Annotated in this window: 18 protein-coding genes and 1 pseudogene; 9 read left to right on the forward strand and 10 right to left on the reverse strand. The window is 65.6% G+C overall.

Annotated elements, in window-relative coordinates:
• Positions 1 to 1,517 (reverse strand): annotated as a pseudogene (locus AC1DN9_RS29085) (hypothetical protein); the annotation flags it as partial.
• Positions 1,518 to 2,031: 514 nt separating this feature from the next.
• Here AC1DN9_RS29085 and AC1DN9_RS29090 point away from each other — a divergent pair.
• Complete coding sequence (locus AC1DN9_RS29090; RefSeq protein ID WP_478105828.1) at positions 2,032 to 2,550, forward strand: BON domain-containing protein; 519 nt, start codon at positions 2,032 to 2,034, stop codon at positions 2,548 to 2,550.
• Here the strand turns inward: AC1DN9_RS29090 and yccS are convergent.
• Positions 2,537 to 4,753, reverse strand: a complete 2,217-nt coding sequence (gene yccS, locus AC1DN9_RS29095; RefSeq protein WP_478105830.1) for a YccS family putative transporter — start codon at positions 4,751 to 4,753, stop codon at positions 2,537 to 2,539. The two genes, AC1DN9_RS29090 and yccS, sit on opposite strands and share 14 nt — an antisense overlap.
• 89 nt (positions 4,754 to 4,842) lie before the next feature.
• Complete coding sequence (locus AC1DN9_RS29100; RefSeq protein ID WP_478105832.1) at positions 4,843 to 5,040, reverse strand: hypothetical protein; 198 nt, start codon at positions 5,038 to 5,040, stop codon at positions 4,843 to 4,845.
• Positions 5,041 to 5,221: 181 nt separating this feature from the next.
• Here AC1DN9_RS29100 and AC1DN9_RS29105 point away from each other — a divergent pair, with 181 nt between their 5' ends.
• A complete protein-coding gene (locus tag AC1DN9_RS29105; RefSeq protein ID WP_478105834.1) occupies positions 5,222 to 6,487 on the forward strand; it encodes an NUDIX hydrolase in 1,266 nt (421 codons plus the stop codon).
• A gap of 306 nt (positions 6,488 to 6,793) precedes the next feature.
• Positions 6,794 to 7,741: a DUF5996 family protein gene (locus tag AC1DN9_RS29110; RefSeq protein WP_478105836.1), complete on the forward strand. Its 948-nt coding sequence runs from the start codon at positions 6,794 to 6,796 to the stop codon at positions 7,739 to 7,741.
• On the opposite strand, the gene AC1DN9_RS29115 is transcribed toward AC1DN9_RS29110, so the two are convergent.
• Positions 7,734 to 8,693, reverse strand: coding sequence for a chitosanase (locus AC1DN9_RS29115; RefSeq protein WP_478105838.1), 960 nt, complete (start codon positions 8,691 to 8,693; stop codon positions 7,734 to 7,736). The genes AC1DN9_RS29110 and AC1DN9_RS29115 overlap by 8 nt on opposite strands.
• 158 nt (positions 8,694 to 8,851) lie before the next feature.
• On the opposite strand from AC1DN9_RS29115, the gene AC1DN9_RS29120 reads away from it, so the two are divergent.
• Positions 8,852 to 11,998 carry an adenylate/guanylate cyclase domain-containing protein gene (locus AC1DN9_RS29120; RefSeq protein ID WP_478105840.1) on the forward strand — a complete coding sequence of 1,049 codons (3,147 nt, stop codon included), beginning with the start codon at positions 8,852 to 8,854 and terminating at the stop codon, positions 11,996 to 11,998.
• On the opposite strand, the gene qhpG is transcribed toward AC1DN9_RS29120, so the two are convergent.
• From qhpG to AC1DN9_RS29145, 5 genes are all read right to left on the reverse strand, one after another.
• Positions 11,972 to 13,399: a flavin-dependent monooxygenase QhpG gene (gene qhpG / locus AC1DN9_RS29125; protein WP_478105842.1), complete on the reverse strand. Its 1,428-nt coding sequence runs from the start codon at positions 13,397 to 13,399 to the stop codon at positions 11,972 to 11,974. The genes AC1DN9_RS29120 and qhpG overlap by 27 nt on opposite strands.
• Complete coding sequence (locus AC1DN9_RS29130) at positions 13,359 to 14,729, reverse strand: SPASM domain-containing protein (RefSeq protein ID WP_478105844.1); 1,371 nt, start codon at positions 14,727 to 14,729, stop codon at positions 13,359 to 13,361. Before AC1DN9_RS29130 ends, qhpG begins: the two co-directional genes overlap by 41 nt.
• Complete coding sequence (locus AC1DN9_RS29135) at positions 14,726 to 16,468, reverse strand: ferritin-like domain-containing protein (protein WP_478105846.1); 1,743 nt, start codon at positions 16,466 to 16,468, stop codon at positions 14,726 to 14,728. Before AC1DN9_RS29135 ends, AC1DN9_RS29130 begins: the two co-directional genes overlap by 4 nt.
• Positions 16,469 to 16,529: 61 nt before the next feature.
• Complete coding sequence (locus AC1DN9_RS29140) at positions 16,530 to 18,173, reverse strand: hypothetical protein (protein ID WP_478105848.1); 1,644 nt, start codon at positions 18,171 to 18,173, stop codon at positions 16,530 to 16,532.
• Between the two features lie 11 nt (positions 18,174 to 18,184).
• Positions 18,185 to 19,708, reverse strand: a complete 1,524-nt coding sequence (locus tag AC1DN9_RS29145) for an FAD-binding oxidoreductase (protein ID WP_478105850.1) — start codon at positions 19,706 to 19,708, stop codon at positions 18,185 to 18,187.
• A 201-nt stretch (positions 19,709 to 19,909) separates the two neighbouring features.
• Between AC1DN9_RS29145 and AC1DN9_RS29150 the strand changes: the two genes are divergently transcribed.
• Both AC1DN9_RS29150 and AC1DN9_RS29155 read left to right on the forward strand, forming a co-directional pair.
• Positions 19,910 to 20,542 (forward strand): Crp/Fnr family transcriptional regulator, encoded by a 633-nt coding sequence (locus tag AC1DN9_RS29150; protein ID WP_478105852.1) that lies wholly within the window; start codon positions 19,910 to 19,912, stop codon positions 20,540 to 20,542.
• A 34-nt stretch (positions 20,543 to 20,576) separates the two neighbouring features.
• Positions 20,577 to 21,152 carry an NnrU family protein gene (locus tag AC1DN9_RS29155; RefSeq protein ID WP_478105854.1) on the forward strand — a complete coding sequence of 192 codons (576 nt, stop codon included), beginning with the start codon at positions 20,577 to 20,579 and terminating at the stop codon, positions 21,150 to 21,152.
• Positions 21,153 to 21,172: 20 nt separating this feature from the next.
• Here AC1DN9_RS29155 and AC1DN9_RS29160 read toward each other — a convergent pair whose 3' ends face one another.
• Positions 21,173 to 22,471, reverse strand: coding sequence for an MFS transporter (locus AC1DN9_RS29160; RefSeq protein ID WP_478105855.1), 1,299 nt, complete (start codon positions 22,469 to 22,471; stop codon positions 21,173 to 21,175).
• 489 nt (positions 22,472 to 22,960) lie between these two features.
• Here AC1DN9_RS29160 and AC1DN9_RS29165 point away from each other — a divergent pair, with 489 nt between their 5' ends.
• The 3 genes from AC1DN9_RS29165 to AC1DN9_RS29175 all read left to right on the forward strand — a co-directional run.
• The gene (locus AC1DN9_RS29165; RefSeq protein ID WP_478105856.1) at positions 22,961 to 23,785 is read left to right on the forward strand and encodes a DUF1266 domain-containing protein; all 825 of its coding nucleotides are present in this window, start codon (positions 22,961 to 22,963) and stop codon (positions 23,783 to 23,785) included.
• A 68-nt stretch (positions 23,786 to 23,853) separates the two neighbouring features.
• Positions 23,854 to 24,066 carry a hypothetical protein gene (locus AC1DN9_RS29170; RefSeq protein WP_478105857.1) on the forward strand — a complete coding sequence of 71 codons (213 nt, stop codon included), beginning with the start codon at positions 23,854 to 23,856 and terminating at the stop codon, positions 24,064 to 24,066.
• A 549-nt stretch (positions 24,067 to 24,615) separates the two neighbouring features.
• On the forward strand, positions 24,616 to 26,197 hold a 1,582-nt coding region (locus AC1DN9_RS29175), incomplete at its 3' end, for a YadA family autotransporter adhesin (protein ID WP_478105858.1).

Here is a 26,197-nt window from a genome sequence, read left to right on the forward strand (position 1 = left end):
TTGTACCAGCCCGCCGGATTGTTGATGGAGCAGCCGTCGCACAGGCCGGCCAGTGCCACCACGGCAACCTGGCCCTTCAGCGCCGCGGTGTCCCACACCGTCACCAGCGCGAACTCGTTGCCGTTGGTCACCGCAACGCCCGTGGGCACTTTGTTCGGGGCAAGCATGGCCGAAGCGTTGTTGCTTGCCGTGTTGCTGCTCACCGTACCGATCGCGCCGTTCTGGAAGGCGACCACGCCTTCGGCGCAGAAGCCGGCGGCACCCTTGCAACTGCCGATGGCCACCGGGTTGCCGCTGGTGATGCCGGCGGCCTTGTAGTTCATGACGTTCGGCGTATCGATGCCCTTGCCCGTCGCCATGTCCATTTGCCAGGCAAGCTGCGGCAGCTGGGCGAACACGTTGTACATGTAGGCGGAGGTCTGAAGCAGACTCACGCCGACACGCTGCGTCGGGTCGTCGGCCGTAAAGATCGCATTGCCCTGGTTCGTGGAATAGGCCGAAGGATTGCTCGTCACGGGACCGCCGACCGACCAGTAGAACGGGACGTCCTGCGCCGGCGCGGTGAGCTTGATGTCCGTGCGCTTGGTTAGCGAGGGGCCTGTGTTGGCCGTGCCGTACGACGCGGCATCAGGACCGTAGCGGTAGGCGATGCCGGCGTCCTTGCTCAATTGCGCAGCCATCGCCGTGTAGGAAGCGGGGATGACCGTCAAGGACGAATCGACGATGTCACTGCCAGCTGCCGGAGCGGGCGCCGGTGCTGGGGCAGGCGCCGGTGCTGGAGCAGGCGCCGGTGCCGGTGCTGATGCCGATGCGACCTGACATGACTTTGCCACCATCGGCGCCGGATCGGAGCCGAAGAAGGCGTTGCTGCATGTGCCCGCGCCGCTGACGGTCTTGGTGATCCAGCTGGAACCTGCGCCATAGCGAACCGTGCTGCCGCTGGGCACGTTGAAGCTACCGCCCTCGGCGGCAATGGTGGAGTAGGACGGTGCGGGAGCAGGAGCAGGAGCCGGGGATGGCGCCGGAGCCGGGGCGGGGGCCGGGGCTGCCGATGCGACCCGGCAGGACTTGGCCACCATGGGCGCCGGATCGGAGCCGAAGAATGCGTTGCTGCACGTGCCTGCGCCGCTGACGGTCTTGGTGATCCAGCTGGAACCGGCGCCATACTGAACCGCGGTGCCGCTGGGGACGTTGAAAGTACCGCCCTCGGCGGCAACGGTCGTGTAGGCCGGTGCGGGAGCTGGCGCTGGCGCCGGAGCAGCCGTCGAATCTATCTGACAGGACTTGACCACCATCGGAGCCGGATCGGAGCCGAAGAATCCGACGCTACATGTACCCGCACCGCTGACGGTCTTGGTGACCCAGTTGGACCCCGCACCAAAGCTCACCACGGTGCCGTTGGCGACGTTGAAGCTGGCGCCCTCCGCGGCGATGGTCGTAGGCTTTGCCGCCGCAAAAACTTTGGCGTCCTTGGTCGATCCGGAGCCCGCGCTGGCCGAGCCCCCATCGGCCACCAAGGTGCCGCTGCCGTCGACGCTGGACGCCGCGGCGGTGCCTGTGCCCGTGCTGGTCCCCCCGAGGGCGCCGACGCCACTGTTTCCCCCACCTCCACAAGCTGAAAGGGTGCTTGCCGCAATAAGCAGCAGAAGCGAACTTTTATCTAGCGATTTCAAAAAAAAGACCTCGAGTTTTCAGAAGATGCCGGGTTGTACGTGGGAAGCGTCCTACCCGACAAGCTTTCTTGCAAATCCTTTCGTGATGTTTTCATAACCATAGGGTGCTGTTACAACGGTATTGCCCCGTGACTTTTTCCCTGCGAACTTCCTTATTAAATGCAAATTCTGCGTGTAACAGCAGGCAATTCGCTTTCATCATGCGGGATCAAAAAGGAGGCTTCGCCGACATCGGCCTGGCGTCGCGCCGTCTGCCTACAGCGCATTGCGGCGGCGGCGGCGTGCCGTCCGAGTCCCAAGCGAATAAGTTGTGCGGATCGGCCCGCGTCCTGGGCCCCGCACGGAAAGGAGTCGTTGAATGAGTGATCAAGGCTGGAGCAGGGGTCGGAATCTGCTGTCCGCGCTGATGGCCGCGTCGTGTGTCTTGGCGCTGACCGCGTGTACCGACCGAACCGCGAAGAACGAATCCGCCGGCCAACAGCTGGATGCCGCCGTCGACAAGACCGAGAAGGCAACCGCGGCAGCCGCCGAAAAAGCTGCCGAGCTGGCCGAAGCTGCGCGCGACAAGACCAAGGCTTACTTCAACTCGCCCGAGGTCAGGCAGGATGTCGGTGCCGTGAAGGACGCCGTGAAGAACCTTGGCGGGGCCGCGGTATCCACGACGGACGATGCCGCCATCACCATGTCGGTGTCGTCCGCGCTGGCGAAGGACCCGGAACTGAACGCTGCCCACATCGACGTCCAGACGAAGGCCGGCACGGTCCGCCTGGCCGGCGCCGCGCCCACCGCGTCGGCAAAGGCGCGGGCGGAACAAATCGCCAAGGGCGTGAAAGGCGTCGGAGCGGTAGACAACGCGCTGGAAGTCAGGGCGATGTAGCCGCTGCCAGTTCCGGCGCGGCGTCCTTGAGCTGCAGCCATTGCCGGGCATGGTCGCGCAGGGCCTCGATCTGCAGCGCGATCAGCGCGAGTTCGGTCCGCACGAGCTGTACGGCCGGATCGGCGTCTTGTCCGTTGGGCAGCGGCGCCGGCGTCTTGTGCGACGCGAGCCTGGCCGCCGCTTCGTCCGGGTCCGACGCTGCGCGCTGCAGGCCGGTGGCCAGGACTTCCAGCAGAGTCGCCGTCTCGTCCGCCACATTCATCATGGCGATGGCCTGCGCCGGATCTTTCAGCGCCACGCGATGCGCTCCCAGAGCCGAGAGATAGCTCAGCAGCGTGTGCGACTGGATGAGAAAGCGCAGCGCCACGCCCGCGCGCGGCCGCACGAAGCCGGGCTCGCGAAACATCTCCGACACCGCAATGGCGAGCGCCGCGTCCGCGTTGTGGGCGTTGCGCCGGGCCAGCCGATAGGGCAAGTCGTCGTGCGGGCCGGAACGGTATTGCTTGGCGATCTCACGCAGATAGCCCGCATGGTTGCGCAGGGCCGTGGCGGCAAGCTCGTTGAAGCGGCGCGCCTGCCAGTGCGGCAGCACCAGCAGCATCGCGAGCCCGGCGATCAGGCTGCCGATGGCGGTGTCGATCAGCCGCGGAACGATCAGTACGCCGCCGTCGCCCACCTGGTTGAAGCACATCAGCACGAGCACGGTCATGCAGGCCGTCGCGACGAGGTAGCGTGTGGCGCGTGCCGCGAAGAAGAGCACGCCCGCAGCCACCGCCAGCAGCGACTGGAGCCAGTGCTGCGGAAACAACCCCAGCAGCGCCCAGCCGATGACCACCCCGGCGGCGGTGCCCGCCATGCGCTGCCCCATGCGCGAGACGGTGTCACCCCAGGTCTGCTGGCAGACGAAAAGGGTGGTCAGCAGGATCCAGTAGCCCTGCACCGGATGGATCCATTGCATGACGCCCCAGCCAGCCAGGAGCGCGACGGCGAGCCGCGCCGCGTGGCGGAACAGCGGCGATTGCGTTGTGAGCTGGCGCCGCACGCGCTCCACCGCATCGCGCAAGGATCGTGGCGAGCGGTCGAGCAGGCCCATGTCGTTGCGGCCGGCCTTCGCCGACGGCTGCGTGGCGCCGGCGAGCTGGCTGTCGAGTTGCTCGAGATTGCGCGCCAGTGCCTCGACGGAGGCCAGCAGCGAAATCCGGCGCGGCTCGCGCGCATGCATGCGTTCGTGCTCGATGGCGCTGCCCAGGTCCGCCAGCGCCTGTACGGTGACGCCGTCGGCCGTGAAGGGTTCGCGCCGGGCGATCGACCGGGCGAGCCGCAGGCAGGATTGGCCCTGCAAGTCCAGCACGCGCTGGCAGCGGTACAGCAGGTCGCTGTGGAAGAAGGTGTCGGCGAGTGCGTTGTAGTCGTCATGCGACGAGCTCGCGCGCTCGTGCACGTCCTGGGCGATCAGGTAGAGGCCGCGATAGCGCGCGATGCGGCCCGTTGGCTCACGCGCGCCGATGCGGCGAAAAATGCTTTCCTTCGCGGCGTTGAGTTCGCTCACCACGTCGGCGTTGAGTTGCGACAGGGAAAGCCGCTTGCGCTCGATGTCGATACCGCGCAAGGGCTCGAACAGTGACGCCTTGAACCGCACATAGTCGCCGAGCACCGAAAACAGCCGCACAAGGCGCGCCTGCACCGGCTGTGCCGGAAATGCGGTGCACCAACCGACCGAGAAAACGCCGTACCAGGCGGCCCCGGCGAGCAACAGGACGATCTCTTGCTGCCTGCGGGCCGCGTCGCCAGCCTGGTTCTCGATGCCGAGCGTGGTGTACATCGCGAGGATCAGCGTGGCATAGCCGATGGCCTTGTAGCGTGGCTCGACGGCGCCGAGCATCGTCAGCCAGAACGCGACCAGCGCGAGGCCCGCGATGAAAAGGATGGGTATGCCGATGGATGTCTCCACGGCCGCGGCCGCCGCCGCGAAGCAGATCAGCGTCACGATCTGCGAGCGAAAGCGCCCCCGTCCGCTATCGTCCGTTTCGGCCAGTGCGCTCGCGATCGCTCCGAGGAAGAGCGGCGTGACCGCGTGTGGATGCCCAAGAAGCAGGCAAGTCGCCATCAGGCTTGCGAGCGTGAGAAAAACGCGCAGCGCCTGGGCTCGGCTTGTCATTTCGCGGAGCCGTTGCCGCAGCGTATCGACGGTAGAGGAGACCATCGAGAAGGTTGTGCACGATGCGTGCCACCGTGGTGTCAGTAAAAGTAATGGCAGGCCGTGGGCGAGTTCCAAGGCGTGGCGGGGATGTTTCAACGGCCCTGGTTCAACCGCTGGAGACCCTGTTCGGTCAGAAACTTGCAGCCTTGGCGGTCGGAGGAGACCAGCCCATTCGACCGCAGGCGCTCGGAGATCCTGATCGCGTGGGTCGGCCGCCGCTGGGCATGCGCCTCACGGAGCGCCTGAAGGGTGTTCCACTGTTCGTCGTTGAGCTGAATCTTCTTGACCACGGGTTCTCCGCCTTGTCATGACGGTACAAAGTTTGGGACAAGCGGGGGCCGACCGCCTCCTCAAAACGATTCTTGCCTTCCCGGCGGTTTCGGGGTATGAAGGCAGGTTTTTCTGCGTCGTGCGCGCGACGCGTCATGCGGGGGCGTTGCTGGTAAAACCAGACAGCCCCACGACAAGTCCATGACAACTCCCACGAATATTCCACCGACTGCGCCGGTGCGCCCGGTTCGCGTCGCTGCCACCTTGATCGTCCTGCGCGACAGCCCTTCCGGACTGGAGGTGCTGATGCTGCGTCGCGCCGAGAAGGAAGCGGACCAGAACAGCGGCGCCGCGGTCTTTCCCGGCGGTACCGTCGACGCGAACGACCGCGCGCTGCACGCGCGCTGCATCGGTGTCGACGACGTCGCTGCCAGCCGGCGCCTCGCCACCCTGGCGAACGGCCTCGACTACTACGCCGCCGCCGTTCGCGAATGCTTCGAAGAAGCCGGATTGCTCTTCGCCCGTGATGCGGACGATCGGCTGGTGGCGCTCGACGACATGTCGCCGAGCGAAGTCGCTGCGCTGCGACTGGCCGTGGAAGAGGGCGGTGACGCGTTCCTGCGGCTCTGCGACAGCCGTGGATGGCGGCTTGCCGTCGACCAGCTCGCCTATTTCAGCCACTGGCTCACGCCGCCGGGCATGCCGCGACGCTTCGACACACGTTTTTTCGTGGCGCTGGCGCCGGCAGCGCAGAGCGCACGTCCTGACGGACGGGAAACGGTCGAACACCTGTGGCTTCGCCCGGCCGAAGCGCTCGACGCGGCGCGCGGACTGCGGTTGATGAACGTGCAGCGGCGCATCCTGGAGCAACTCGCGGCTTTCGGCAGCGCAGCCGAGTGCATGGAGCACGCGCGCGGCTTGCGCGAAGTCCCGCTCGTCATGCCCCGCCTGGCCGACGGTCCCGCTGGTCGCAGGCCTGTGAACCCGGGTGATCCGGCCTATGACGAACTCTCGCGCATCGATCCGGACGGCCAAAACCATGGCCGCTACGAACTCACGCACGGCCTGGCGATGCGGCTTTCGCCTCGTGTGCTGCGCGTGACGGCGCAGAGCGGCGATGCCTTGGTCAACAGCTATTTCATCGGTGGCGAGCGCGACGAGTGGGCGTTGGTCACCGCCTGTCCCGACGACGAAGCCCACGCCATTGTGCTGCGTGCATCGGCACCGGGTCCGGTCCGCCAGATACTGACATTGCATGGGCTTTCAACATCGCACGGCGAGCGGCTGGAGGTCGGCGGCTGCACCCTGCGCGTGATGCGCGCGCCGGACGGCCCGGATGCGCTCGCGTGCTTTCTGCTGGAAGAAGAAAAGATGCTCTTCGTCCGCGATGCGGCTCAGCTTTCCGGGTTGACGGCGGAAGAGGTCGAGTGGCTGGCGCCGGCCAGCGGATTTCTCAGGCGGGCCTGAGCGGCGGCCTCGCCCTGGGCGAAGACGACGCGTTCTTCCAGATCGCGCGCGAGGACGCCGCAGTCGAGCGCTGAGGTGTCATGGTCGCCTTGCAGGATTCGGACGTCCAGCAGGCATCGGCGGAGCAGGGCCATCGGTAGATCAATGTGACACGGCGTCCGTTTGGAAGCCAGAGCGGCCGATTCTCAAGCGCACGATGGCGGGAAGTCTTCACGCGGCACGGATGCCCTGTTCACAGGATTGAAACAATCGCGTGCAGGCGAAGCTGGCTAACATGGGTCCCATCGACCTGACGGGGACCCAGACATGGACTCATTGGCAAGGCAGGTGGCGGTTGCGCAGGCTTGGCCGGCGTTGCCGCTCGACGCATGGCGCGACACCTATGCCACCCTGCACATGTGGACGCAGATCGTCGGCAAGACGCGTCTCGCGCTGGCGCCGATGGAGAACCATTGGTGGCAGGTCGCTTTCTATGTGACGCCGCGCGGCCTGACCACTTCGGCCATGCCCTATGGCGACCGGAGCATCGAGGTCGAGTTCGATTTCATCTCGCACGCGCTCTCGATGCGCAGCAGCGATGGCGCAACGCACAGCTTTGCGCTCGCGCCCTGCTGCGTGGCCGACTGGTTTGCGCAGTATCAGGCGGCCTTGCGGGCGCTCGGGGTCGAGCCGGTGATCATGCCTTCGCCGGTAGAGGTCGATCCCGCCATTCCTTTTGCCCAGGACCGGGAGCACACGTCCTATGACGCAGACGCCGTGAACCGCTGGTGGCGCATCGTCGCCAGCACGGATCGCGTGCTGAAGCGCTATCGCGGCGCCTTCGATGGCAAGCAGAGTCCCGTGCACTTCTTCTGGGGCGCCTTCGACCTGGCGGCCACGCGATTTTCCGGACGGACGGCGCCGCCTCATCCGGGCGGCGTGCCGAACTGTCCGGATCACGTCATGGTCGAGGCCTATTCCCACGAATGCGCCAGTTGCGGCTTCTGGCCCGGCGGCGGCGCGGTCGCCGGACCCGCGTTCTATGCCTATGCCTACCCGGAGCCGCCGGGCTACGCGACGCATGCAGTGCTTCCGGCAGCGGCTCGGTACGACCCTCAGTTGCGCGAATACGTGCTGCCGTACGAGGCCGTTCGCAACGATCCGGACCCGGAAACCGCGCTGCTCTCCTTCTTCCAGTCGGCTTTCGAGAGCGCCGCCGAGAACGGACGCTGGAGCAGGGTGCCGCTCGAACGCAGCGCCTGCGACCTCAGTTGACGATCTTCGCGATCAGCGGCACATCGGCAATGCCTGTGGCCGGCAAGCCTTGCGCGGCCTGGAACGCCTTGACGCACTTCAGCGAGGCCTGCCCGAACACGCCATCGGCCTTGATGTCCGCGCCCAGATCCGACAGCCCAAGCTGCAGCAGCCGGACATCGAGCCCGCGCGCAAGCGGCGACTGGACCGCGAGCACGCGCGATCCGGGCGGCGGCCCGTCATAGCAGCCCGGCGGCGTTGCCGACAACGTGGCCGCCGAGATCTCCTGGCCACGCACGACGAGCGGCAGTTCCAGCCCCCAGAAGCCCTGGTCGATCAAGCGCTGGAATGCGTCCATGCGATAGACCGTGGCGCGGATGTCGGGGCGCTTGTGCGTCGCCATCCAGTTCCTGCGGGCTGAAACGTAGGCCTGGATCCACGTCTTCTCGCCGGCCGCACCGACCGCACCCACCGCGGCGACGGTCTTGTCGCGAATGAGGACCCACGAGCCATGCACGCTGCTGTCGTACACCACGGCCACGCCGAGCGGCGAGACGATGCCGAGCTTGCCTGCCGTGGCATAGGCGGGCCGCCAGTAGACGTCATTGAAGAAGCCATCCTGGGTGTCGCGCATCACGGGGTCATCGGCGCATGCGCGCAGCACGTTGTGCAGCTTCATGTCGGTGTCGAGCGTGAGGTCGCGCTGCGCGAAGCGGGGGAGCGAGCTTGCGAGCCGCGCACCGAAGCGCGCGCCGTGGTTCGCGCAATAGCGCTGCAGCAGCGTCGCCAGATTGCCGGAGCCGAGCGTGGTTTGCGACCGGCCATAAGTGAGGTGCCCGGTATCGCCGTCGATCAGCGTCACCTGGCCGTAGTCGCCCAGCACGGTGCCGGTCTCGAACAGATTGACGATGGCCTGGGCACTCTTGATTTGCGTCGAGGTGAGCAGCGCGCCCACGGCTTGGACATCGGTCATGGCGTTCCCTCCGGCGAGTGCGTGTCGCTGGGGATTGCAGCAGAAAGCGCCGGAGCGGGCCATCTCTCTTTCAGGGGATGGCGTTCGACGGAAGAGAGGTGGTCGCCGCATATACTGCTTGAGTTTTTCGCCCTCCCCACAAACTCGGCAGCCGCAGCATGAGTTTCGAGTCCGTCCTGGATGCCGTCGCCGAGTTTCTCAAGACCCGACAAAGGGCCACGTACGGCCTATTGCAGCGCGAGTTCCATCTCGATCCGGCGACGCTGACCGATGTCAAGAACGAACTGATCCTCGGTCGCCGCGTCGCGTTCGACGAGGACGGCCTCGTGCTCGTCTGGCGTCCGCCGGTGGAGGAAACGCCCGCCGAGCGGCGCCAGCTCACGGTGATGTTCTGCGACCTCGTCGGGTCGACAAAGCTGTCCTCCCGCCTCGACCCCGAAGACCTGCGCGACATCGTGCGCAGCTACCACGACGAATGCGCGGCGGTCTTGCGTCCGCTCGGTGGTCATGTGGCGCAGTTCCTGGGCGACGGGATCCTGACCTATTTCGGCTACCCGGTGACCAACGAGGACGATGCCGAGCGTGCCGTGCAGGCGGGCTTGTCGATCGTGCAAACGGTGCTTCGTCTCAGCGACCGACTCGGGCCGCGCGTGGCGGGCGGGCTGGCGGTCCGCGTGGGTATTCACACCGGGCTCGTGGTGGTCGGCGGGCTCGGCGATGCGCGCAATCCGAGCAGGCTGGCGCTGGGCGAGGCGCCCAACCTTGCCGCGCACATCCAGGGCGTGGCCGAGCCGAACACGGTGCTGGTGAGCCAGGCCACGCTCGACCTGCTGCCCCTGCGCTTCGTCATCGACGATCTCGGCCCGGTGGTGCTGAAGGACCCGGCCAATCCTGTGCGCCTTGCAAGGGTCGTGGGACAACTCAACGCCGGCAATCGTCGCTTCGCGCGACCGGAACTGGAGGACCCTGCAGGTCATCTCGGCACGTTGCAGGATGCATGGAAGACCGTGTGCGGCGGCAAGGGCTTCGCCGTCTCGCTGGTTGGCGAAGCCGGTCTCGGCAAGACACGTCTTGCTGACGAGCTCTGCGCCCATGTGGAGGCGAACGGTGGCAGCGTCCAGGTGCTGCGCTGCTCGGCCTTCCATCGCCAAAGCGCCTTGCATCCGGTGGCTCGCCAGTTGCTGCTGCGCGCCGGACTGAACCCCGACGCCCCCGGTGATGACGTGTTGCCGCGGTTGGATGCGATGCTGAAGGCCGACGGCATCGACCGTCCGGACGCGGCAAGACTGCTCGCCGCGCTGACCGGACCGGGTTTCGATACCGCCGCAGGTGCGCCGGAAATCCCGCCGCCGGTGTTGATGCGATCCCTGCAGACCTTGCTGCTCGATTGGTTGCGTGCCGCCGCACGTGATCGCGCGGCCTTGATGGTGTGGGAAGACGTCCATTGGGCAGATCCTTCGACGCTGGCCGTGCTGAAGCTGCTGCTCGAAGGCCCGCCGCAACCGGGCCTGTTGATTCTCGTGACCGCGCGGCCCGACTTCGTTCCGCCGTGGGACGCTCCTGCGACGACGGCCACCGTGACGCTCGATCGCATGGACGGCGCTCACATCCGACACCTGATCCAGCAAGTGGCGGCCATCCATGCGCTCGCTCCCGCGCTGGTGGAGCGCATCGCCAGCATCGCGGAAGGCGTGCCGCTGTATGCGGAGCAGATCACGCGCTCGGTGATCGATTCCGTCGTCAGCACCATGAGCATCGAGGTCCCGGCGAGCCTGCACGCGTCGCTGATGGCGCGCCTGGATCGCATGGGCCCGGCCAAGTCGGTCGCGCAGACCGCTGCGCTGCTCGGCCGCGAATTCTCGACCGACCTGCTGGGCGCTGTCTGCGGGATGAGCCCTGGCGAGATGACGCGGGTGCTGGCACATCTGACAGCGGGCGACATCCTTCAGGCCATGCCGGGCTCCGTGCCGCAGCGCTACACCTTTCGCCACGCGCTGCTGCAGGCGGAGGCCGGCGATTCGCTGCTGCGAAGCGCGCGGCAGGCGGTACACCGGCGCATCGCCGAAGTGCTGCAGGAGCGGTTCGCAAAAACCGTCGAGGTCGAGCCCGAGACCCTGGCCCGCCATCTGACGGGTGCAGGCCAGATACGGCCGGCCATCGTGCAGTGGCAGCATGCCGGCGAACACGCGCTCGCGCGTTCGGCGGTCCGTGAAGCCTTGGCGCATCTGCAGGAAGGCATGAACCTCCTGCCCGGCCTCGAATCCGGTCTCGACCGCGATGCGCTCGAACTGACGCTGCAGATTCCGCTGGCCAGCGCCTTGCGCGCGCTGCAAGGCGTCGGCGCACCGGCGACCGGCGCGGCCTACGAGAGGGCGAGTGCACTGGCGCGCCAACTCGGCGATCAGCGTCGGCTGATTCCGGCGCTCAACGGCTTGTATTCCTACCACCTGGTGAGTGCGCAATACGCGGGCGCGCTCGACTCGGCCCAGTCGCTGCTCGATGTGGCGCGCGCCAACGGCGACGGAATGTTCGAGATGATCGGCCTGCGCGCCGTGGGTGCGGTGGCCTTGCATGTCGGCGATCCGACGACGGCCGCGACCCATCTCGAACGCTCGCTGGCCTTGTACGAGCCCGAACGACACGCCTCCATTGCGACGCAACTCGGCATCGACCACAAGGTGATGACGTCGAACTTCCTGGCGCTGACCCGGATGGTGCAGGGTCATGTCGACGCGGCGCTCGAAGTGCAGCGCGAGGGGCTTGCGTGGGCCGACCAGATCGATCATGCCCACAGCATCGCCCAGGCGCTCGTCTTCTATTGCCTGCTGCTGGCGGTCCACGAGGACTGGGCCCATGTTCCGCCGCTGGCGGAGCGCACCATCGAGGTGGGTATCAAGCGCGGCTTTCCTGTGATGGAAAGCGGCGGGCGCTTTTTCCTCGGTGCGGCGCGTGCCTTCGATGGCGATCTCGAAGCGGGATTGAAGACCATGCGCGAAAGCTCTGTGCAGTGGTGGGCCAGCGGTATCCGCAACTACCGGCCCTTCTCCGAGTTGCTGCTGGCCCGTGCGCACGCGATGTGCGGCGACATGGACGCAGCGCGCACCTTTCTGGATGCCGCGCGCAGCGGCATCGAATCCACGGGCGAGCGCTGGATCGAGGCGGAGATGTGGCGCGTGCGCGGCGAACTGCTCGTCGAGACGCCCGAGGCGGACCTGCGGCGCGCACTGGCCGTGGCACGGGCGCAGAAGGCGACGGCTTTCGAGCAGCGTGCACTGCGCTCACTGGCGGCCGGCGGATTCGACTGAGGCTGGGTTCGCGGGCACGATCAGGCCCTGCCGCCAGAGCATCGGCCAAACGGCCAGCGTGCGGGTCTCGCCGAAGCGCTGATGCCAGGTATCGAGCAGATCGCGCAACGCCGGTCTCGATGCCAGTGGCGAGAGCCAATCACTCACCGGCTGTCCGCCCAGGAATGCGATCGGCGAATCCAGCGTCGGATGTCGAAGCGCGTCGCTCGCGCGGACCCACCCATCCGCGAGCACGGGCTCGTGGCTCCAGCGGGCCTGCGCATCGAGTGCGAGCCGATCGTCGAGTCCCGGCCAGGGGCGTTGCGCCGACGGTGCCGCATCGGCTGGCGCGGCGCGGCTGGACCAGAACGCGTCTTCGTGCCGCTCGGCCGCTTGCGCGTAGTAGCCGCCCGCGAGCCGCGCGTGCCAATGCATCGCGCGCTGCGCTTGCGCGCGATGAAAGGCCCAGGCAAGCGCCGCGTCGTCGGGGCGTCGCAGCGCGGTCCGCACGCAGGCCGCCGCCTGCACCGCCGAGCGCAGCGCTGCCGCGACGCCTTGCGACGACAGGGGATCGATGGCGAATGCCGCTTCGCCCACGCGCAGCAGGCCCGGTTCCGGCGCCGCGTCGGCTACCGCACCCGGCGTCGCATCGCACGCCAGCACCTTGCCGCATTGACGACCGGCGAGCAGATCTGCCAACAAAGGCGATGCGGCGATCAAGCCTTGATAGAGCTGCGTGCGTTCGACCGCGTCGATGCCGGCGCAATGCTGCGCATCGATGAACGCCGCGGCGGTGACGCCGCCGTTGGACAAGGGGAGCGCCCAGCACCAAGCCGACTCGCCGGCTTCGACGCGCGTGCGCGAGTCCGCTGGCGCAGGGCCCGGCCAGTCGGCGCACAAGGCCACGGTCCGCGGACCCTCGACCGGATGAGCCCTGCGTCCGCGCGCATCGATCAGTACTTCACATCGGACCGAGCCTCCTTCACGCAACGGCACATGCCAATGCGCGTCGACGCGAACAGGCGACTCGGCACTGGCACGCACGACCTGCACATCGGCGGCTCGCGCGCCATCGAGCAACAGCGCGTCGAAGCGTTCGCGCTCTACCTGCAGGCCGGGCTCCGCAGCCTGGCTCTGCGCCATCGGGGGCGCGTTGCCATTCCAATGGACGAGGGCGCCGCGCGTGCGCAGAAAGCCGGCATCCTCGATCTGCGCGCGCAACCCCAGCGTGGCGAGCAACGGCAGCACGGAAGGCGGCAACGATTCCCCAGCGCGCACCCGAGCGCGCGGAGGCCGATCCACCAGCACTACCCGATGCCCCTGTTGCGACAGGCGCAGCGCCGCAGCCGCCCCTGCGGGCCCGCCGCCGAGGACGCAGACCTCAGCGGAAAAAACCGGGACGCTGCTCGGAGATGCGCACATAGGCACGCAGGCAATGGTCGAGCCAGCCGCGGATGAAATCGCAGGCCACCCGCCCGCGGTGCAGGACTTCGTGATGGCAACCGCCGCCACACAGATAGCGCGCCCAGCAACTGCGACAGGGTTCCTGCCGATCGACGTGACGCGTGGCCAGCCATTGACTGCGCGCCTCGTCGTCGACACCGTCGTACACGCTGCCCATGGCCGCGCGCGGATCGTCGACGAATCGATGGCACGCGCTCAGCTCGCCATCGGCCGCGACGCCGAGATAGCCCGCGCCGGCGCCGCAGGGAAGAGGGCGGTGCGTGCCGCGGTGAATCTCCTGCATCGCGGACAGCATGTTGGAAAACGGGTAGTGCCCGCCCGCCACCGCGCGGCGTTCGAACTCGGCTGCGCAGTCGATCATCTGCGCCAGCAGGGCGTCGAGGTCGCCGGCTGCCAGTTGCAGCGAAGGGTCGCGCGCGCTCAGGCTCGGTGAAACGCCGACGGTGTGGAATCCGAGTTCCATCAGGTGCTCGATGGTCGCGCGCAGGGCGCGATGCCGTGGCGTGACCGTGACGCGCGCCGTCACTTGCATTGGCGAGCGACCATGTAGCGGTCTTTCACCCTGTCGTGCGAGCAGCGTCGGCAGGCGCGCCACGATGCGGTCGTAGCTGCCGGTGCCGCCCAGCGTGGGGCGCAACGCATCATGCAGTTCGCGTTCGCCATCGATGCTGACGGTCACGGCGAAGCCGTGCGCGGCGAGGAAGGCGGCGTCGTCGGCGTTTAGCACCGTCGCATTGGTGGTCAGCGCGAGGCGCAGCGTCTGGCCTTTCGCGGCGGTGCGTTCCGTCGCGTACTCGGTGGCCTGTCGGAGCACCGAACGATTGAGCAGCGGCTCGCCGCCGAGAAACGCCATCTTGGCGATGCCGCCTGGCGCCACGCCGTCGAGCAGCTGGTCGATCGCCGCGCGTGCCGTCTCCCAGGGCATGTGCTTCGCTTCGCCGCCGAAGCTCCCGCCGTCGGCATAGCAGTAGCCGCAGCCGAGGTTGCAGTGCTCGGACACCGCCAGCGCGATGGCATTGACCGGCGGCGTGTCGATCGCATCGCCGATCGCCCGTGGTTGCTCCAGACCGTACGCTGCAAGCAACCGGCGCTCGGCCGTCGCGCCGCCTTGCCGTGCCGCTTCGATAAGTCCTCCGGCGAAATCCGCTGGCACGTCGTAGACGCGCGAAGCGTCCACCACCAGGGCGTGCGTGCCATGTTCGGTGTCGAAGCAATGCACCTCGGTCGGCCACGTCGGCGTGCGAACGCGCCGGCCGATCGACGATACAGGCACGGTGATCTGAGTCATGGCACGTCGAAGAACGGAATGCCAATGCCGCGCGCCGCCAGTGCCAAGGCTTCGGTGCGCAGGCTGTCCATCGCAAGGCGCGACTGGTTGATCGCGGCTTGCGCGTCGTCGTAGCGCCTTTCCGCTTCGGCGATGTAGGCCGTGCGCAATTCCTTCAGCAAAGCGGCGAGCAGGTCCAGCGCCGCGCGCGCTTCGTCACGTGTGCCAGGCCGCACGTCCAGGAGATAGGGCGACGGGCCGGAGGCATGGCGATAAGTCTGCAACGCCAGCCGCACGTCGCGGAAGCGCGCGTAGTGCTGCGTGCCATCGGTGTCGATCCGAACGGCCAACTCATACAGCTCGCGCGGGTAGATGTCCTGTTCGAGCGTCACCACGCAGCGCGCATAGGCCGTGTCCAGGGGGCCGCCCGGGCGTTCGATGCGGACGAAGTCGTCCAGCGCCTGCAGGTCGAGTGGGCGCAACGCGGACAGCTGGATGCCCTGAATCTGGGTGGACGAAGCGAGCGGTTGGAGCACAGGCTCGTAGTGCTCACCCGGCGGGTAGAAGCCGGCACGGTCGAGTTCCCACAGCAACTGGTTGGCCCAGCGCAGATGCGTCATCTCGCTCACCGCGACCAGCGTGACGAACTGGCGTGCGGTGACGAGGTCGGCGGCCAGCGTGGGCCACGGTGCGGGCGGCGTGCCCGGCTTTGGCGAGGGCGGAGGATCCTTCAGGGAGAAGAGCGCGTAGAGATACTGGTAGGCGAGCGTCAGCTCCAGGGGCGCGAGTCGCGTGCGCAGCTCGGCGATCATCTCCTGCGGATTGGCATAGGGCTTGGCGACCGGGGCCATGGGCGGCACGTATGTCGCGCCCACTTCGCGCCCGCCGATGACATAGGCCAGGTCCTGCCAGCGATGGTTGATCTCGAAGTGGTCGAGTTGCGCAGGCCGCGCCGCGGCACGGGATGCCGGCGCACCGACCGCGCCCGCCGGGCTGCGATCGCGACGCAGCCAATCGAGCCAGAGCATCGAATCCGTCGCCCCGGCGGGTGAGCCGTCCGGCAGGCTCTTGCCATCGCCCTCGCCGAGCACCACATCCGGGTGGTTCGATGCCCAGTAGTAGCATGCGCAGTCGCGGAAGTCGTGCTGCCACGGATTGCACATCGCCCCGGTCAACTCGCCTGGCGGATAGGCGGCGTCGATGACGCCGTTGTGCGTGGTGTAGCGGCGCCGGTATCCCTCCAGTTCGACGGGTGCCTGACCCGCGGGGCCGTCGCGCTGGATCAACGCGATCTTCAGCGGCTCGCCCGGCGCCAGGCAGCGGATGAAGCGCCAGATCAGCTCGCCGTCGTACGCGTTGCCCTGATCGTCATGGCAAGGAATGCGCTTGCCACCTTGCTCGATCCAGTGCAGATACCAGCGTCCGGCGCTCAACGCGATGCCGGTGTCGCCCTGGTACGTTTCAAGCAGCTTCTGCACCCACGGCTCGTCGCTGCGCTCCGGCAGCATCGGGTCGGCTTCGTAGTCGAGGTACTTCAGGTGGATGCCGGCCTGGTTGGGAATGGCGCCCGCTACCGGCGCCACCGGCGCGGCGACCACCCAGAACAGCAGCCCTGGAAAGAATCGCCCCTCGAGCGCGCGCACGTCGAGTTCAAGGCCGGGAAAGCAGTTCGCGACGGCCGAATCGATGCGTGAGGTCGCCGGGTTGCCGATCACCGCTGCCCGGGCGGTGCGGTTGCGAGGCTGGATGCGGTCGCTCATAAGCTAACCTCCGTGCTGCGCACTGCGGTGCGAGCTTGCTTGGGGCGGCCCGGCGCGGCGCTCATTGCTTTGCCTCCGGCGTCGCCACCAGCAGATCGAGGAAGTCAATCATCATGTGGTACTGCCGCCGCGAGAGCGACAAGGGAACGTAGTAGGCGTCGCGCATGTACGGCGGCATGCGCATGTCGTGCAGCACATCGCGCAGCACGCGCGGATCGCGGAATTCGGGATGGGGCTGCGGTCCGGGCTCCTCGTCCCATTGGGACAGCAGGCCGAAGGGCGGACGCAGGAGCTTGCGCACATGGTCATGCCGGCGGCGCAGGAAGTCGAGCAGCACGACCTCGTCCATCAACTGCCCGTGAACGAAAGGAACGACCTCGGTATAGGTCAGGCGATCGCCGCGCACGCTGGTGGTGAATACAGAGATCGCCTGGCCCGGCGTCAGGTCGGGCACGCGGTCGATGAAAGGCTTGTCCTCGCGCGTCATGCTTTCCTTGCCGACCGCGGGCAACCCGTCCTTGGGGACGCTCGTCGAACCCATCTTGCCCTGGTTGTCCTGAAGAGCCTCCGTGCGCGCGGCATCGAGGTTGAGCGAACTCGCGGTCTCGAACACGCGCCGGAACAACTCCACCACCTCGCACTTGACCGCTTCGAAATTCTCGGGGGTCACTTTCATCAACGGCAGGTCACGGTCCGCGAGGTCGGAGGCGACGTTGTAGAACGGCCGTCGATCGGGCGCGTACTGCGGCGGTCCGACGAACACGCGCGCGGCGGCGCCATAGCGTTCGCCACGCCAAGCCACGGACGCCGTGATCAGCGCATCGCAGGTGTCGTCCACCACGCCCCAGGCCACGCAATCGCCGTCGTCCGCGCCGTCGTAGCCGTCCTGCGGCTGCGGGTCTTCGAACAGGCCGTTGGTCATCTGGTAGCGCGAGAACACCGTGGCGTCGCTGAGGATGCGGTTCTTCGACTTGACGATCATGTGGACGCGGCCGTCTTCCTTCTTCGAGAATTCCTCGATGTCGAGCGGCCCGGTGACCGTCTGGCGATCCGGTCCGTAAGCTGCTTGCGGCGGACCGTAGACCTCGCCCGTGCCAGGTGTGAAGCGCAGCCGCAAAGCCGACAGGTCGACGCCTTCGGCTGCCTGCTCCACCGGCCGTATCCATTGCACCTTGCCGATGGGGATGGGCTTGTCGTGCAGCACCAGCGGCTGCTGCCCCGAGGTGTGCCGGCTGAAGGCCAGGAGCGCGCGTTCGCTGTGATCCTTGCCGGCGATCTCGACGCGGGCCGTGAACCCGCAGGCTTCGTCGCCGGTGCGGCGCGCGGCCTTGAGGTTGGAGGCCGTCACTTCGAGCGCCACGTGGTCGATCCCGATGCCGAGTTCCTTCAGAAGGCCGAGGGTCAACGGGCACTCTTTGAGTTGTCCGTCGTGCGGGCGCAGCAGCGTTGCCCACAGTTCGAAGAACGGAGCGACCGGACGAATCGAGCCGTCGGCGTCCTTGAAGCGGATCTCACGGGGCATGTGGGGCCGCAGGGTTCCGTCGGGCGCGATGTCGAAGCTCAAGGCGGGCTTGATGACGGTCTGCGTGCCGCCGTGCGCGGTCTTGGCGGTGTCCCATTCGAAGGCAGCCATCGGTGTCGGGCTGGCCCCGACGCGGGCGACCGCCATGGGCGGATTGAAGTAGATATTGACCAAGGTGCGCATCGGACACTCCTTCAGGTCTTCTGATCGATCGGCGGCGGCCCCCAGGGCGCCGGCACGATCGGATCGCCCGCCGGAGCAGGCCACCGGCCGCCCGGCTCCGGGCAGACGCTCTGGGCGTAGCGGAACGTGTTGCCGGGGTCGTACTTGCGCTTGATCGACAACAGACGGGGAAACTGTTCGGCCCAGTAGCGCTGGCGGTAGTCGGTCTGGCTGAGGCGCGGGTAGTTCTGGTAGGACTCTCCATTGCCCATCGGATCGAGGAGCGTCATGAAGTCGTCGAGGTAGGCCTGCACCTTCTGGCGCTGCGGCTCGTCCATCCAGAACACGTCGACGAAAAGGTTCATGTCGGCGTCGCGATGCACGAAGGCCGTGTCATCGCGCGGCACGCGGTTGATGGCGCCGCCGTACGGCTCGATGGCCACGGCGGTCCACGGGTCCGGGCTCTCGGTGAAGCGCTTGCAGACCTTGCGCCATTCCGCCACCGTGAGCCGCCGCGCGATGTTGGTGGACTGCTTGTCCTCGCGCGCCAGGTCGGGGCAGGGCGGAATGTTCTCGAACAGCCAATCGTTGAGTTCGAAGTAGGTGCCGACCTTGTTGAGCTTGAGTGTGGCGCCTGTGCTGTCCATCAATGGCTTCAATGCTTTCCTGCCCTGCGCGGGCGAACCCCAGTAGGTGCCGCGCATGACCAGCACGGGGTCGAGCTTGGGGCCGAGGCGAACCAGCGCGCCCATGTAGCCGAGCTCGGGCGGCGCGCCGCTTCGCATGTAGTCGGCCTGCAGGGCGGCCAGGGCGGCGGGCGCCTTGTCGATCGGCCATTCCAGGCCGAAACCCCAGAGCGGCGGCAGATCGCGCAACTCGTAGGTCACCTGAAGCAGGATGCCGAAGTTGTTGCCCGTGCCGCCGCGCATTGCCCAGAACAGGTCGGGATTGCTGTCGCGCGCCGCGCGCACGATGCGCCCGTCGGCCAACATCACGAGCATCTCCCGCACGTTGTCGCAGTTCATCCCGTAGAGCCGCGAGGTCAACCCGAAGCCGCCGCCCTGCATGAACCCCGCCACGCACACATCGCCGCAAATGCCGGTCGGCACGTGCAGCTTGTAGTCCGCCAGCGTCGCGTTGAGATGTCCCCAGTTGGTGCCGGGTCCGACCACCGCCACCTTGCGATCGGGGTCCACGTAGATGCCGTTCAAGCGGCTGGTGTCGATGACCATGCCGTCGTTCATGCTGAAGCCGGCCGTGCTGTGGCCACCGGAACGCGTGGTGATCCACAAACCGTATTGGCTCGCGAACTGCAGGCATTCCCAGACGTCCTGGAAGACCTCGCAGTAGACGATGAGTTGAGGAAAGCTCTGGAACGCCAGGTTGGAGAGCTGTCGCGACGCCGCGTAGGGCGCATCGCTAGGCAGGACCACCTGCCCCTGGATCTTCGCCTGCAATGCCTTCGCGGCACTGCTGTCGAAGGGGGCCGGATAGGCCGCCATGGCCTCCGCCCAGCCATGGATACGCTCTCGCCGAGCGACTTGCTTGCGACTCATTCGCCACATGGGGGATCTCCTCGTCGGCCGGCGGTGCGGCGCGATTGTGATTGTGTGTGTTTGTTGTCGAACAGGCTTGTAGCAGTGAAGCGCTACACAGGCAAGCATCGCTTTGGGGTTGTCGCGGCAATTGCATCCGTGTCATCCATGCGATGGGCGGGCGCAGTAGTATTCCGCGCAAAGGAGTTTCGTGACCCACCGATGAGTTCCGCCAATGAACGCTTGCCGCAAGCCCTGCTCGACGCCATTTCGCCGCATGGACTGATCCGGTCCTTCCCGCCGCAGGCGATCCTGATCAACGAAGGCGACACCACCGATTCGCTCTACATCGTGCTGAGTGGGCGCGTGAAGGTCTACGCGAGCTCGGAGGACGGGCGCGAGGTCGTTCTCACCGAATACGGGCCGGGCGAGTACTTCGGCGAACTGGCGATCGACGGTGAGAAGCGCTCGGCATCGATCAAGGCGCTCGAAGCCTGCACATGCCGCGTGGTCCAGGGCACCGAGTTGCGCCAGTTTCTCGCGCAGCACCCGGACTTCGCACTGCATCTCACGCGCAAACTCATCCGCATGGTGCGTCGCCTCACCGAACAGGTGCGCAGCATGGCGCTGCAGGATGTCTACGGGCGGATGGTTCGTGTGCTGACCGACCTGTCCGACGCGGTCGGCGAAGAGCGCGTGGTGCGCCGCAAGCTGACGCAGCAGGACATCGCCGATCGCGTCGGCTCTTCGCGCGAGATGGTGAACCGCGTCATGAAGGAACTCACCGCCGGCGGCTATGTCGAGCAGCGAGACGGTCGAATCGTGATTCTGCGAAAGCTGCCGGCGGCCTGGTAGCCGATTCGGTCAGCAGCACCATCGAGGAGCATCCATGTCACTTCTTGTCGCTGGTCTCATCCTGTTTCTTGGCGTCCATTCGGTGTCCATCGTCGCCCCCGCCTGGCGCGAAGCGCAGATCGCAAGGCGCGGGGAACGAACCTGGAAAGGCCTGTATGCGCTGGTCTCGCTGGCCGGATTGCTGTTGCTGATCTATGGCTACGGCGTGGCGCGTCACGCGCCGGTGGTGCTCTACACGCCGCCGATTGCGTTGCGGCATGTCGCGCTCCTGCTGATGGTGCCGGTGTTCCCGCTGTTCATCGCGGCCTACTTTCCTGGCCGCATACAGCGCACGGCCAAGCACCCCATGCTGCTTGCCGTGAAGTTCTGGGCAACGGCTCACCTTTTGGCCAATGGAACGCTGGCTGACGTGCTCCTGTTCGGAGCCTTTCTTCTATGGGCGGTGGCTGACCGGATTTCCGTCAAGCGACGCGTCGTGCCGCATGCGGTGCCCGGTGCCCCGCCGAGTCCGCTCAATGACTTCATCGCTGTCATTGGCGGGCTGGTCGTGTATGTCGCGTTCCTGTTCTGGATCCACGTCAGGATGGTCGGCGTCTCACCGCTCGGCTAACGAGCAGCGCGGGGCGACCCTTACGCCCGCACTGGTTCCACGCCTTGTTCCGCGCGCTTGTCGTGACCCACGACCAGCACGAGCCCAAACGCCACCACCGACAGCAGCGCGAGGAACAGCACCGCGTAGAAGTCGTTGCCCATGCGGTCCTTCAGCACGCCGAAGATCGTCGGGCCGATGTAGCCGCCGAGATTGCCGATCGAATTGATCCACGCAATGCCGGCCGCCGCGGCAACGCCGCTCAACAGCGCGGTGGGCACGGTCCAGAAGACGGGCAGGGCGGTGAAGATGCCGAACGCGGCCAGCGTGACGGCGGCCATCTTCGGAATGGGTGCATTGAACTGTGCCGCGGCCACGAGGCCGAAGAAGATGCAGGCAAGCGGGATCAGCAGGAACACCTTGCGTTCGCGCCGCGCGTCGGACCAGCGCGTCCAGAACACCATCGCGATCGCGCCGACGAGATAGGGGAAGGCGTTGATGAATCCGATCTCGACATTGCTCAGCCCGCCGAAGCCCTTGATGATTTGCGGCAGGAAGAAGCCGAGGCCATACAGCGGGACCGTGATGCCCATGTAGACGATGCCCAGCGAGATGACCTTCCAGTTGAGCAGCGCCTGCTTCCATGAAATCTTGTGGATCGACTCGCGATGCCGCTGTTCGGCGTCGAGCGTGCCCTGCAGCCAGTTGCATTCCTCGGGCGTGAGCCACTTCGCATTTTTTGGGCGGTCGGGCAGGTACAACAGTACGAAGAAGGTCAGCACCAGTGCCGGCACGGCTTCGAGGATGAAGAGCCATTGCCAGCCGTGCATGCCCCAGAAGCCGTCCATGTTGAGGATGTAGCCGGAGATGGGTGAACCGATCACGGTCGAGATCGGAACGGCAAACATGAACCAGCCGACGATACGGGCGCGATAGGCAGCGGGGAACCAGAGCGTGAGATAGAAGATCACGCCGGGGAAGAAGCCGGCCTCTGCCATGCCCAGCAGGAAGCGCACGACGTTGAAACTCGTCGCTCCGCCGACCCAGGCCTGCGCCATGGACAGCACGCCCCAACTGAGCATGATGCGCGCGATCCAGCGTCGGGCACCGAAGCGTTCGAGCGCGAGGTTGCTTGGTACTTCGAAGAGAAAGTAGGCGATGAAGAAGATGCCCGCCGCGTTGCCGAAGACGGTGCTCGTGAAGCCCAGATCCTTGGACATCGAGGCGCCGGCGAAGCCGAGATTGACTCGGTCGAGATAGGCGACGAAGTAGCTGACCATGAGCAGCGGCAACAGCCGCCAGCTGATTTTCGAGATGGTTCTCTGTTCTATGGAATCCACGCTGTCTCCAGATGTTGTTGTGGGTTTGGTGCTGCCCCTGGCACAAGCGGAGGTTTATACATCGGTCCCGTTCGACGGTAAGAAAGCCAGCTGACGATCAGCTGCCCGGCGTCGCTGCTGTTCCGCGGAGACGGCACGCGCTTCATGGTCTCCGATCGATCCGACGAAGTCGACCGCCTCGCTCTTGAACTCCCCTGTGGTCACCCGCTCGCTGGTTCTCGCGTAAGGCTGAAGGCCGCGCAACAAACTGCCTTCTTTCATGCGCCCTTGCGTTGCACTTTCGGAGTTTTCCCAATTTCATTGATCTGCACGATTAATACCATTGGCCCCAGATTTTCTGCCCTTCGCCGCCAACAGGCGTGCGAGTGGCAGGCGCCTGGATGAGGGTGATTGACGGGTCGGCAGGGTCGAATCAGATCCTGCCGACCAATTTATTTGTACTTGAGGAAAGGCGCATTCCGGACTGGAAATGCGCCAGGGGAAAACATCATGACGGGATTGTTGAGTGCGGCCTTCATGTGGGGCCTCGTTCTATGGACCTTCCTTCGCGGAAGGCTGGGGTTGCCAATGGCGACCCGGTTGCGTGAGATTTCATTTCGGCCGAATGAGGCAATGTCGGCAGAGCAATTGTTTGGCTGTCTGCTCAGCGCAAATTTCGCCTTGCTGATGCATGACAACTTCAATCGAGTGGCAAGTGCGTTGCCCGAGCCGCGGGTCAGGAGGCTCCTTGAGGAGCACTGGGGGATCGTGTCGCAATCGGATTGTCTGCGCCAGATCGAAGACCACGTGGAGCGGCTGGGCGTGATGTCTCTACCAGAGATGAGTGCCATTGCTGCATGGCTGAGCGAGCCGCGTTCTTCAGGCGAGCGCGCTGCAATCGAAGATTGCCACACCACCATGAAGCTCCGGGCTCGACTTGCACGTGTCGACGAATTGAGGCATAGCCATTTGAGCGTTCTGGCTTGGGATATCCAGCAACTTGCGTACTTGATTCGGCTCGCCCGTGCGGTCGATCTTGTCTCGCAAGATCACGCAGAGATCTTGTTGGATCGGTTGGCTGCGCGCGCCAGAACGCACTTTGGATCGTGGAATGACTATTCGCTCTCCGCGCTCGTCGGAGTGGGCATGCGTGGGTCGATGGAGATTTTCGAAACATCAGAGTGGGAGACGATTGCGCGCACGCATTCCGTCTTGCTGGACGAGCGGCATTCGCCCATAGGGCACGCGTCGTCGTGGTGCCATGAACAGCGGATTCCCGAGGGAGCGACCGACATGGCGGCGCGCATGGCGTTTTCGACGTCGCACATTGATTGATGGCGAATCGCTCACTGGCTCTCCTCGCCGGCCTTCTGGGTGTCGCGAGCTATTTCTTTGGCTAGCCGATGGCGATCGAGCTGTACTGGGCATGGGTGGCGTTGATCTCGCTATGTCTGGTGGGACTGACCGTCCTGCAGTTCGTCCATGCGCGCAAGCTCCAACATCGGGATGACGAGCTCGATGCAATTCTCGACGCGGTGCCGCACAACTTCTTGCCGTTGGACCGGCTCAATTCCGCAGCTGCGATATACGTACCGGCTTTCTCCAAATGCTCTTGAATGGCTTGGTCATCCTAGTCAAGAAGCAATTTCTGAATTGCCAACACTCCACTGCAGCGTACCGATCGCACGGATCAGCTAGAGGAATGAGCAAACGATCGAATGAATTCAATGGTATTGGCCATGCGATTCAATCGATTTAGGACGATTCTGAACACAGCTGCGGGAAGCAGTCGTGCCGTCAATTGACGCCTTTGCGTGACTTTGTTCCGGGCTACCGCCTTGTGCGAATAAAGCCGGACTCGTGGCCCCCAAGCTCTCTTCAATGTCGCGCGTTGATGCCAGGGAAGGTCGTAACGCAGGTTTGTCGGAGGCGCTCAACAAGCTTGGGTGCGCGTGACCTGCAAGGATGAGTTTCGAGGCCAGAGATCACCTGCAAGCGCCGATTCGACGCCCGCTGAACGCCTGCAGTTTGCGGTAGACGTGCTCATCCCCCGCAGGCCTTGCGCGGAACAAAGTCACGCGAGGCGTCAATTGGTGGCGAGGCTGCTTCCCGCAGCTGTGTTTTGAGAATCGTCCTAAATCAATTGAATTGCATGACTAATACCATTGAACTCATTCGGGCAGTTGCTCATTCCTCTAGCTGATCCAGGCGATCGGCACGCTGTGGTGGAGTGCTGGCAATTCAGAAATTATTTTTTTAACTGGGAAATATCGATGAACAAGTCATTCAAGAGCATTTGGTGCGAAAAGACCGGTACATATATCGCCGCTGCGGAATTGAGCCGGTCCAGGGGCAAGAAATCCTCGTCCGCCGTCCTCGCGGCCGGACTCGGCGTCATCGTTGGCTTGTTCGCGCTGTCGGGCTCGGCGATGGCGGCAAATAGCGGCCTGCAGTTGTGCGACCCCGGCACTGGCAACGGTTGGGCGTGGGGCACGGACAGTAATTCCGCTTTGAATTGCGGGACCGGCAATGACGTGGCCTTTTCGTTGAACAACGCGGGGGATGCCACCGGAGGCAATGGCTTCACTACTTCGACTGCCCGGGTCACTGGCTATGCCAGCGGCTTGCTGGAACTGAAGGGCACCGCCGGCATCTCGATGCTGGACCGGGTGCAGATGAACAACAACAAGATCACGGACCTGGACGCCGCCACCTTGTCTGCGACCAGCACCGATGCGGTGACGGGCGCGCAGCTGCACGCGACGAACCAGAACGTGATCGCCAACACCACCGAGGTCACGAACCTGAGCAACGCGGTGGGCGGCGTGACGCGCTACTTCAAGGCCGGCGGCCTGGAGGATGGCACCGACGATGCCACGGCGTCTCTGAAATCGGTTGCGATCGGTGCCGGCGCGACTGCAACCACGGACGGCACGTCCGCCACCAACAATTGGAATAATCCTCTTGTCGCGGGGAGTGCGACGCAAGTAAATTCTGTCGCTATCGGAAGTGGCGCCCGCGCTACAGGTGGCGGTACGGCGCTCGGCGATACGGCGGTAACCAGCGCGTTTTCTGGCGTGGCGCTGGGTGCCTACACCGTGGCTGGCTCGCACGGGACCGCAGTGGGCTCAGGCGCGATGGCCCAGGGTACGGATAGTTCTGCGCTGGGGTTCAACGCTCTTGCCACTGCAAGTTCTGCGCTGGCAGTGGGTAACTATTCGACTGCCTCGGGCGCCAATTCCGCGGCACTTGGCTCGAAGGCGAATGCAACAGCGGCAAATTCGGTGGCGCTGGGCGCGAATTCGATCGCCGACCGCAGCGATGCGGTGTCGGTTGGCAATGGGACCCTCAAGCGCCAGATCATCAACGTGGGAGCCGGCACGCTGTCGGCTGACAGCACGGATGTGGTGAACGGTTCGCAGCTGTACGCGACCAACCAGAACGTGACGGCCAACGCGGCCAACATTGCGATCAACACGACGAACATCACCAGCCTGGACAGCAGCGTGACGACGGTGAACAACCGCGTCACCAGCATCGACGGCCGGGTGACCAACGTGGAAGGTTCAGTCACGAACCTGACGCAGCAACTGGACGGCGGCAGCGTTGGCCTGGTGAAGCAGGACGCGACGAGCGGCCACATCACGGTGGCCAAGGACACGGGCGGCATGTCGGTGGACTTCACCGGCACAGATGGTGCACGTGTGCTGAGCGGCGTGGCTTCGGGCAAGCTGGCGGTCGACAGCC

The sequence above is a fragment of the Variovorax sp. 05L425 genome (genome assembly GCF_056397705.1).

Excerpts from the sequence above, each read along its gene's own strand:
- AC1DN9_RS29155 (WP_478105854.1), top strand. The coding sequence starts at position 20,577 with ATGTCACTTCTTGTCGCTGGTCTCATCCTGTTTCTTGGCGTCCATTCG.
- AC1DN9_RS29115 (WP_478105838.1), bottom strand. The coding sequence starts at position 8,693 with ATGACCGATGTCCAAGCCGTGGGCGCGCTGCTCACCTCGACGCAAATC.
- AC1DN9_RS29170 (WP_478105857.1), top strand. The coding sequence starts at position 23,854 with ATGGCGATCGAGCTGTACTGGGCATGGGTGGCGTTGATCTCGCTATGT.
- AC1DN9_RS29120 (WP_478105840.1), top strand. The coding sequence starts at position 8,852 with ATGAGTTTCGAGTCCGTCCTGGATGCCGTCGCCGAGTTTCTCAAGACC.
- AC1DN9_RS29105 (WP_478105834.1), top strand. The coding sequence starts at position 5,222 with ATGACAACTCCCACGAATATTCCACCGACTGCGCCGGTGCGCCCGGTT.
- AC1DN9_RS29140 (WP_478105848.1), bottom strand. The coding sequence starts at position 18,173 with ATGCGCACCTTGGTCAATATCTACTTCAATCCGCCCATGGCGGTCGCC.
- AC1DN9_RS29165 (WP_478105856.1), top strand. The coding sequence starts at position 22,961 with ATGACGGGATTGTTGAGTGCGGCCTTCATGTGGGGCCTCGTTCTATGG.
- AC1DN9_RS29135 (WP_478105846.1), bottom strand. The coding sequence starts at position 16,468 with ATGAGCGACCGCATCCAGCCTCGCAACCGCACCGCCCGGGCAGCGGTG.
- AC1DN9_RS29145 (WP_478105850.1), bottom strand. The coding sequence starts at position 19,708 with ATGAGTCGCAAGCAAGTCGCTCGGCGAGAGCGTATCCATGGCTGGGCG.
- yccS (WP_478105830.1), bottom strand. The coding sequence starts at position 4,753 with ATGGTCTCCTCTACCGTCGATACGCTGCGGCAACGGCTCCGCGAAATG.
- AC1DN9_RS29090 (WP_478105828.1), top strand. The coding sequence starts at position 2,032 with ATGAGTGATCAAGGCTGGAGCAGGGGTCGGAATCTGCTGTCCGCGCTG.
- AC1DN9_RS29130 (WP_478105844.1), bottom strand. The coding sequence starts at position 14,729 with ATGACTCAGATCACCGTGCCTGTATCGTCGATCGGCCGGCGCGTTCGC.
- AC1DN9_RS29150 (WP_478105852.1), top strand. The coding sequence starts at position 19,910 with ATGAGTTCCGCCAATGAACGCTTGCCGCAAGCCCTGCTCGACGCCATT.
- qhpG (WP_478105842.1), bottom strand. The coding sequence starts at position 13,399 with ATGTGCGCATCTCCGAGCAGCGTCCCGGTTTTTTCCGCTGAGGTCTGC.
- AC1DN9_RS29110 (WP_478105836.1), top strand. The coding sequence starts at position 6,794 with ATGGACTCATTGGCAAGGCAGGTGGCGGTTGCGCAGGCTTGGCCGGCG.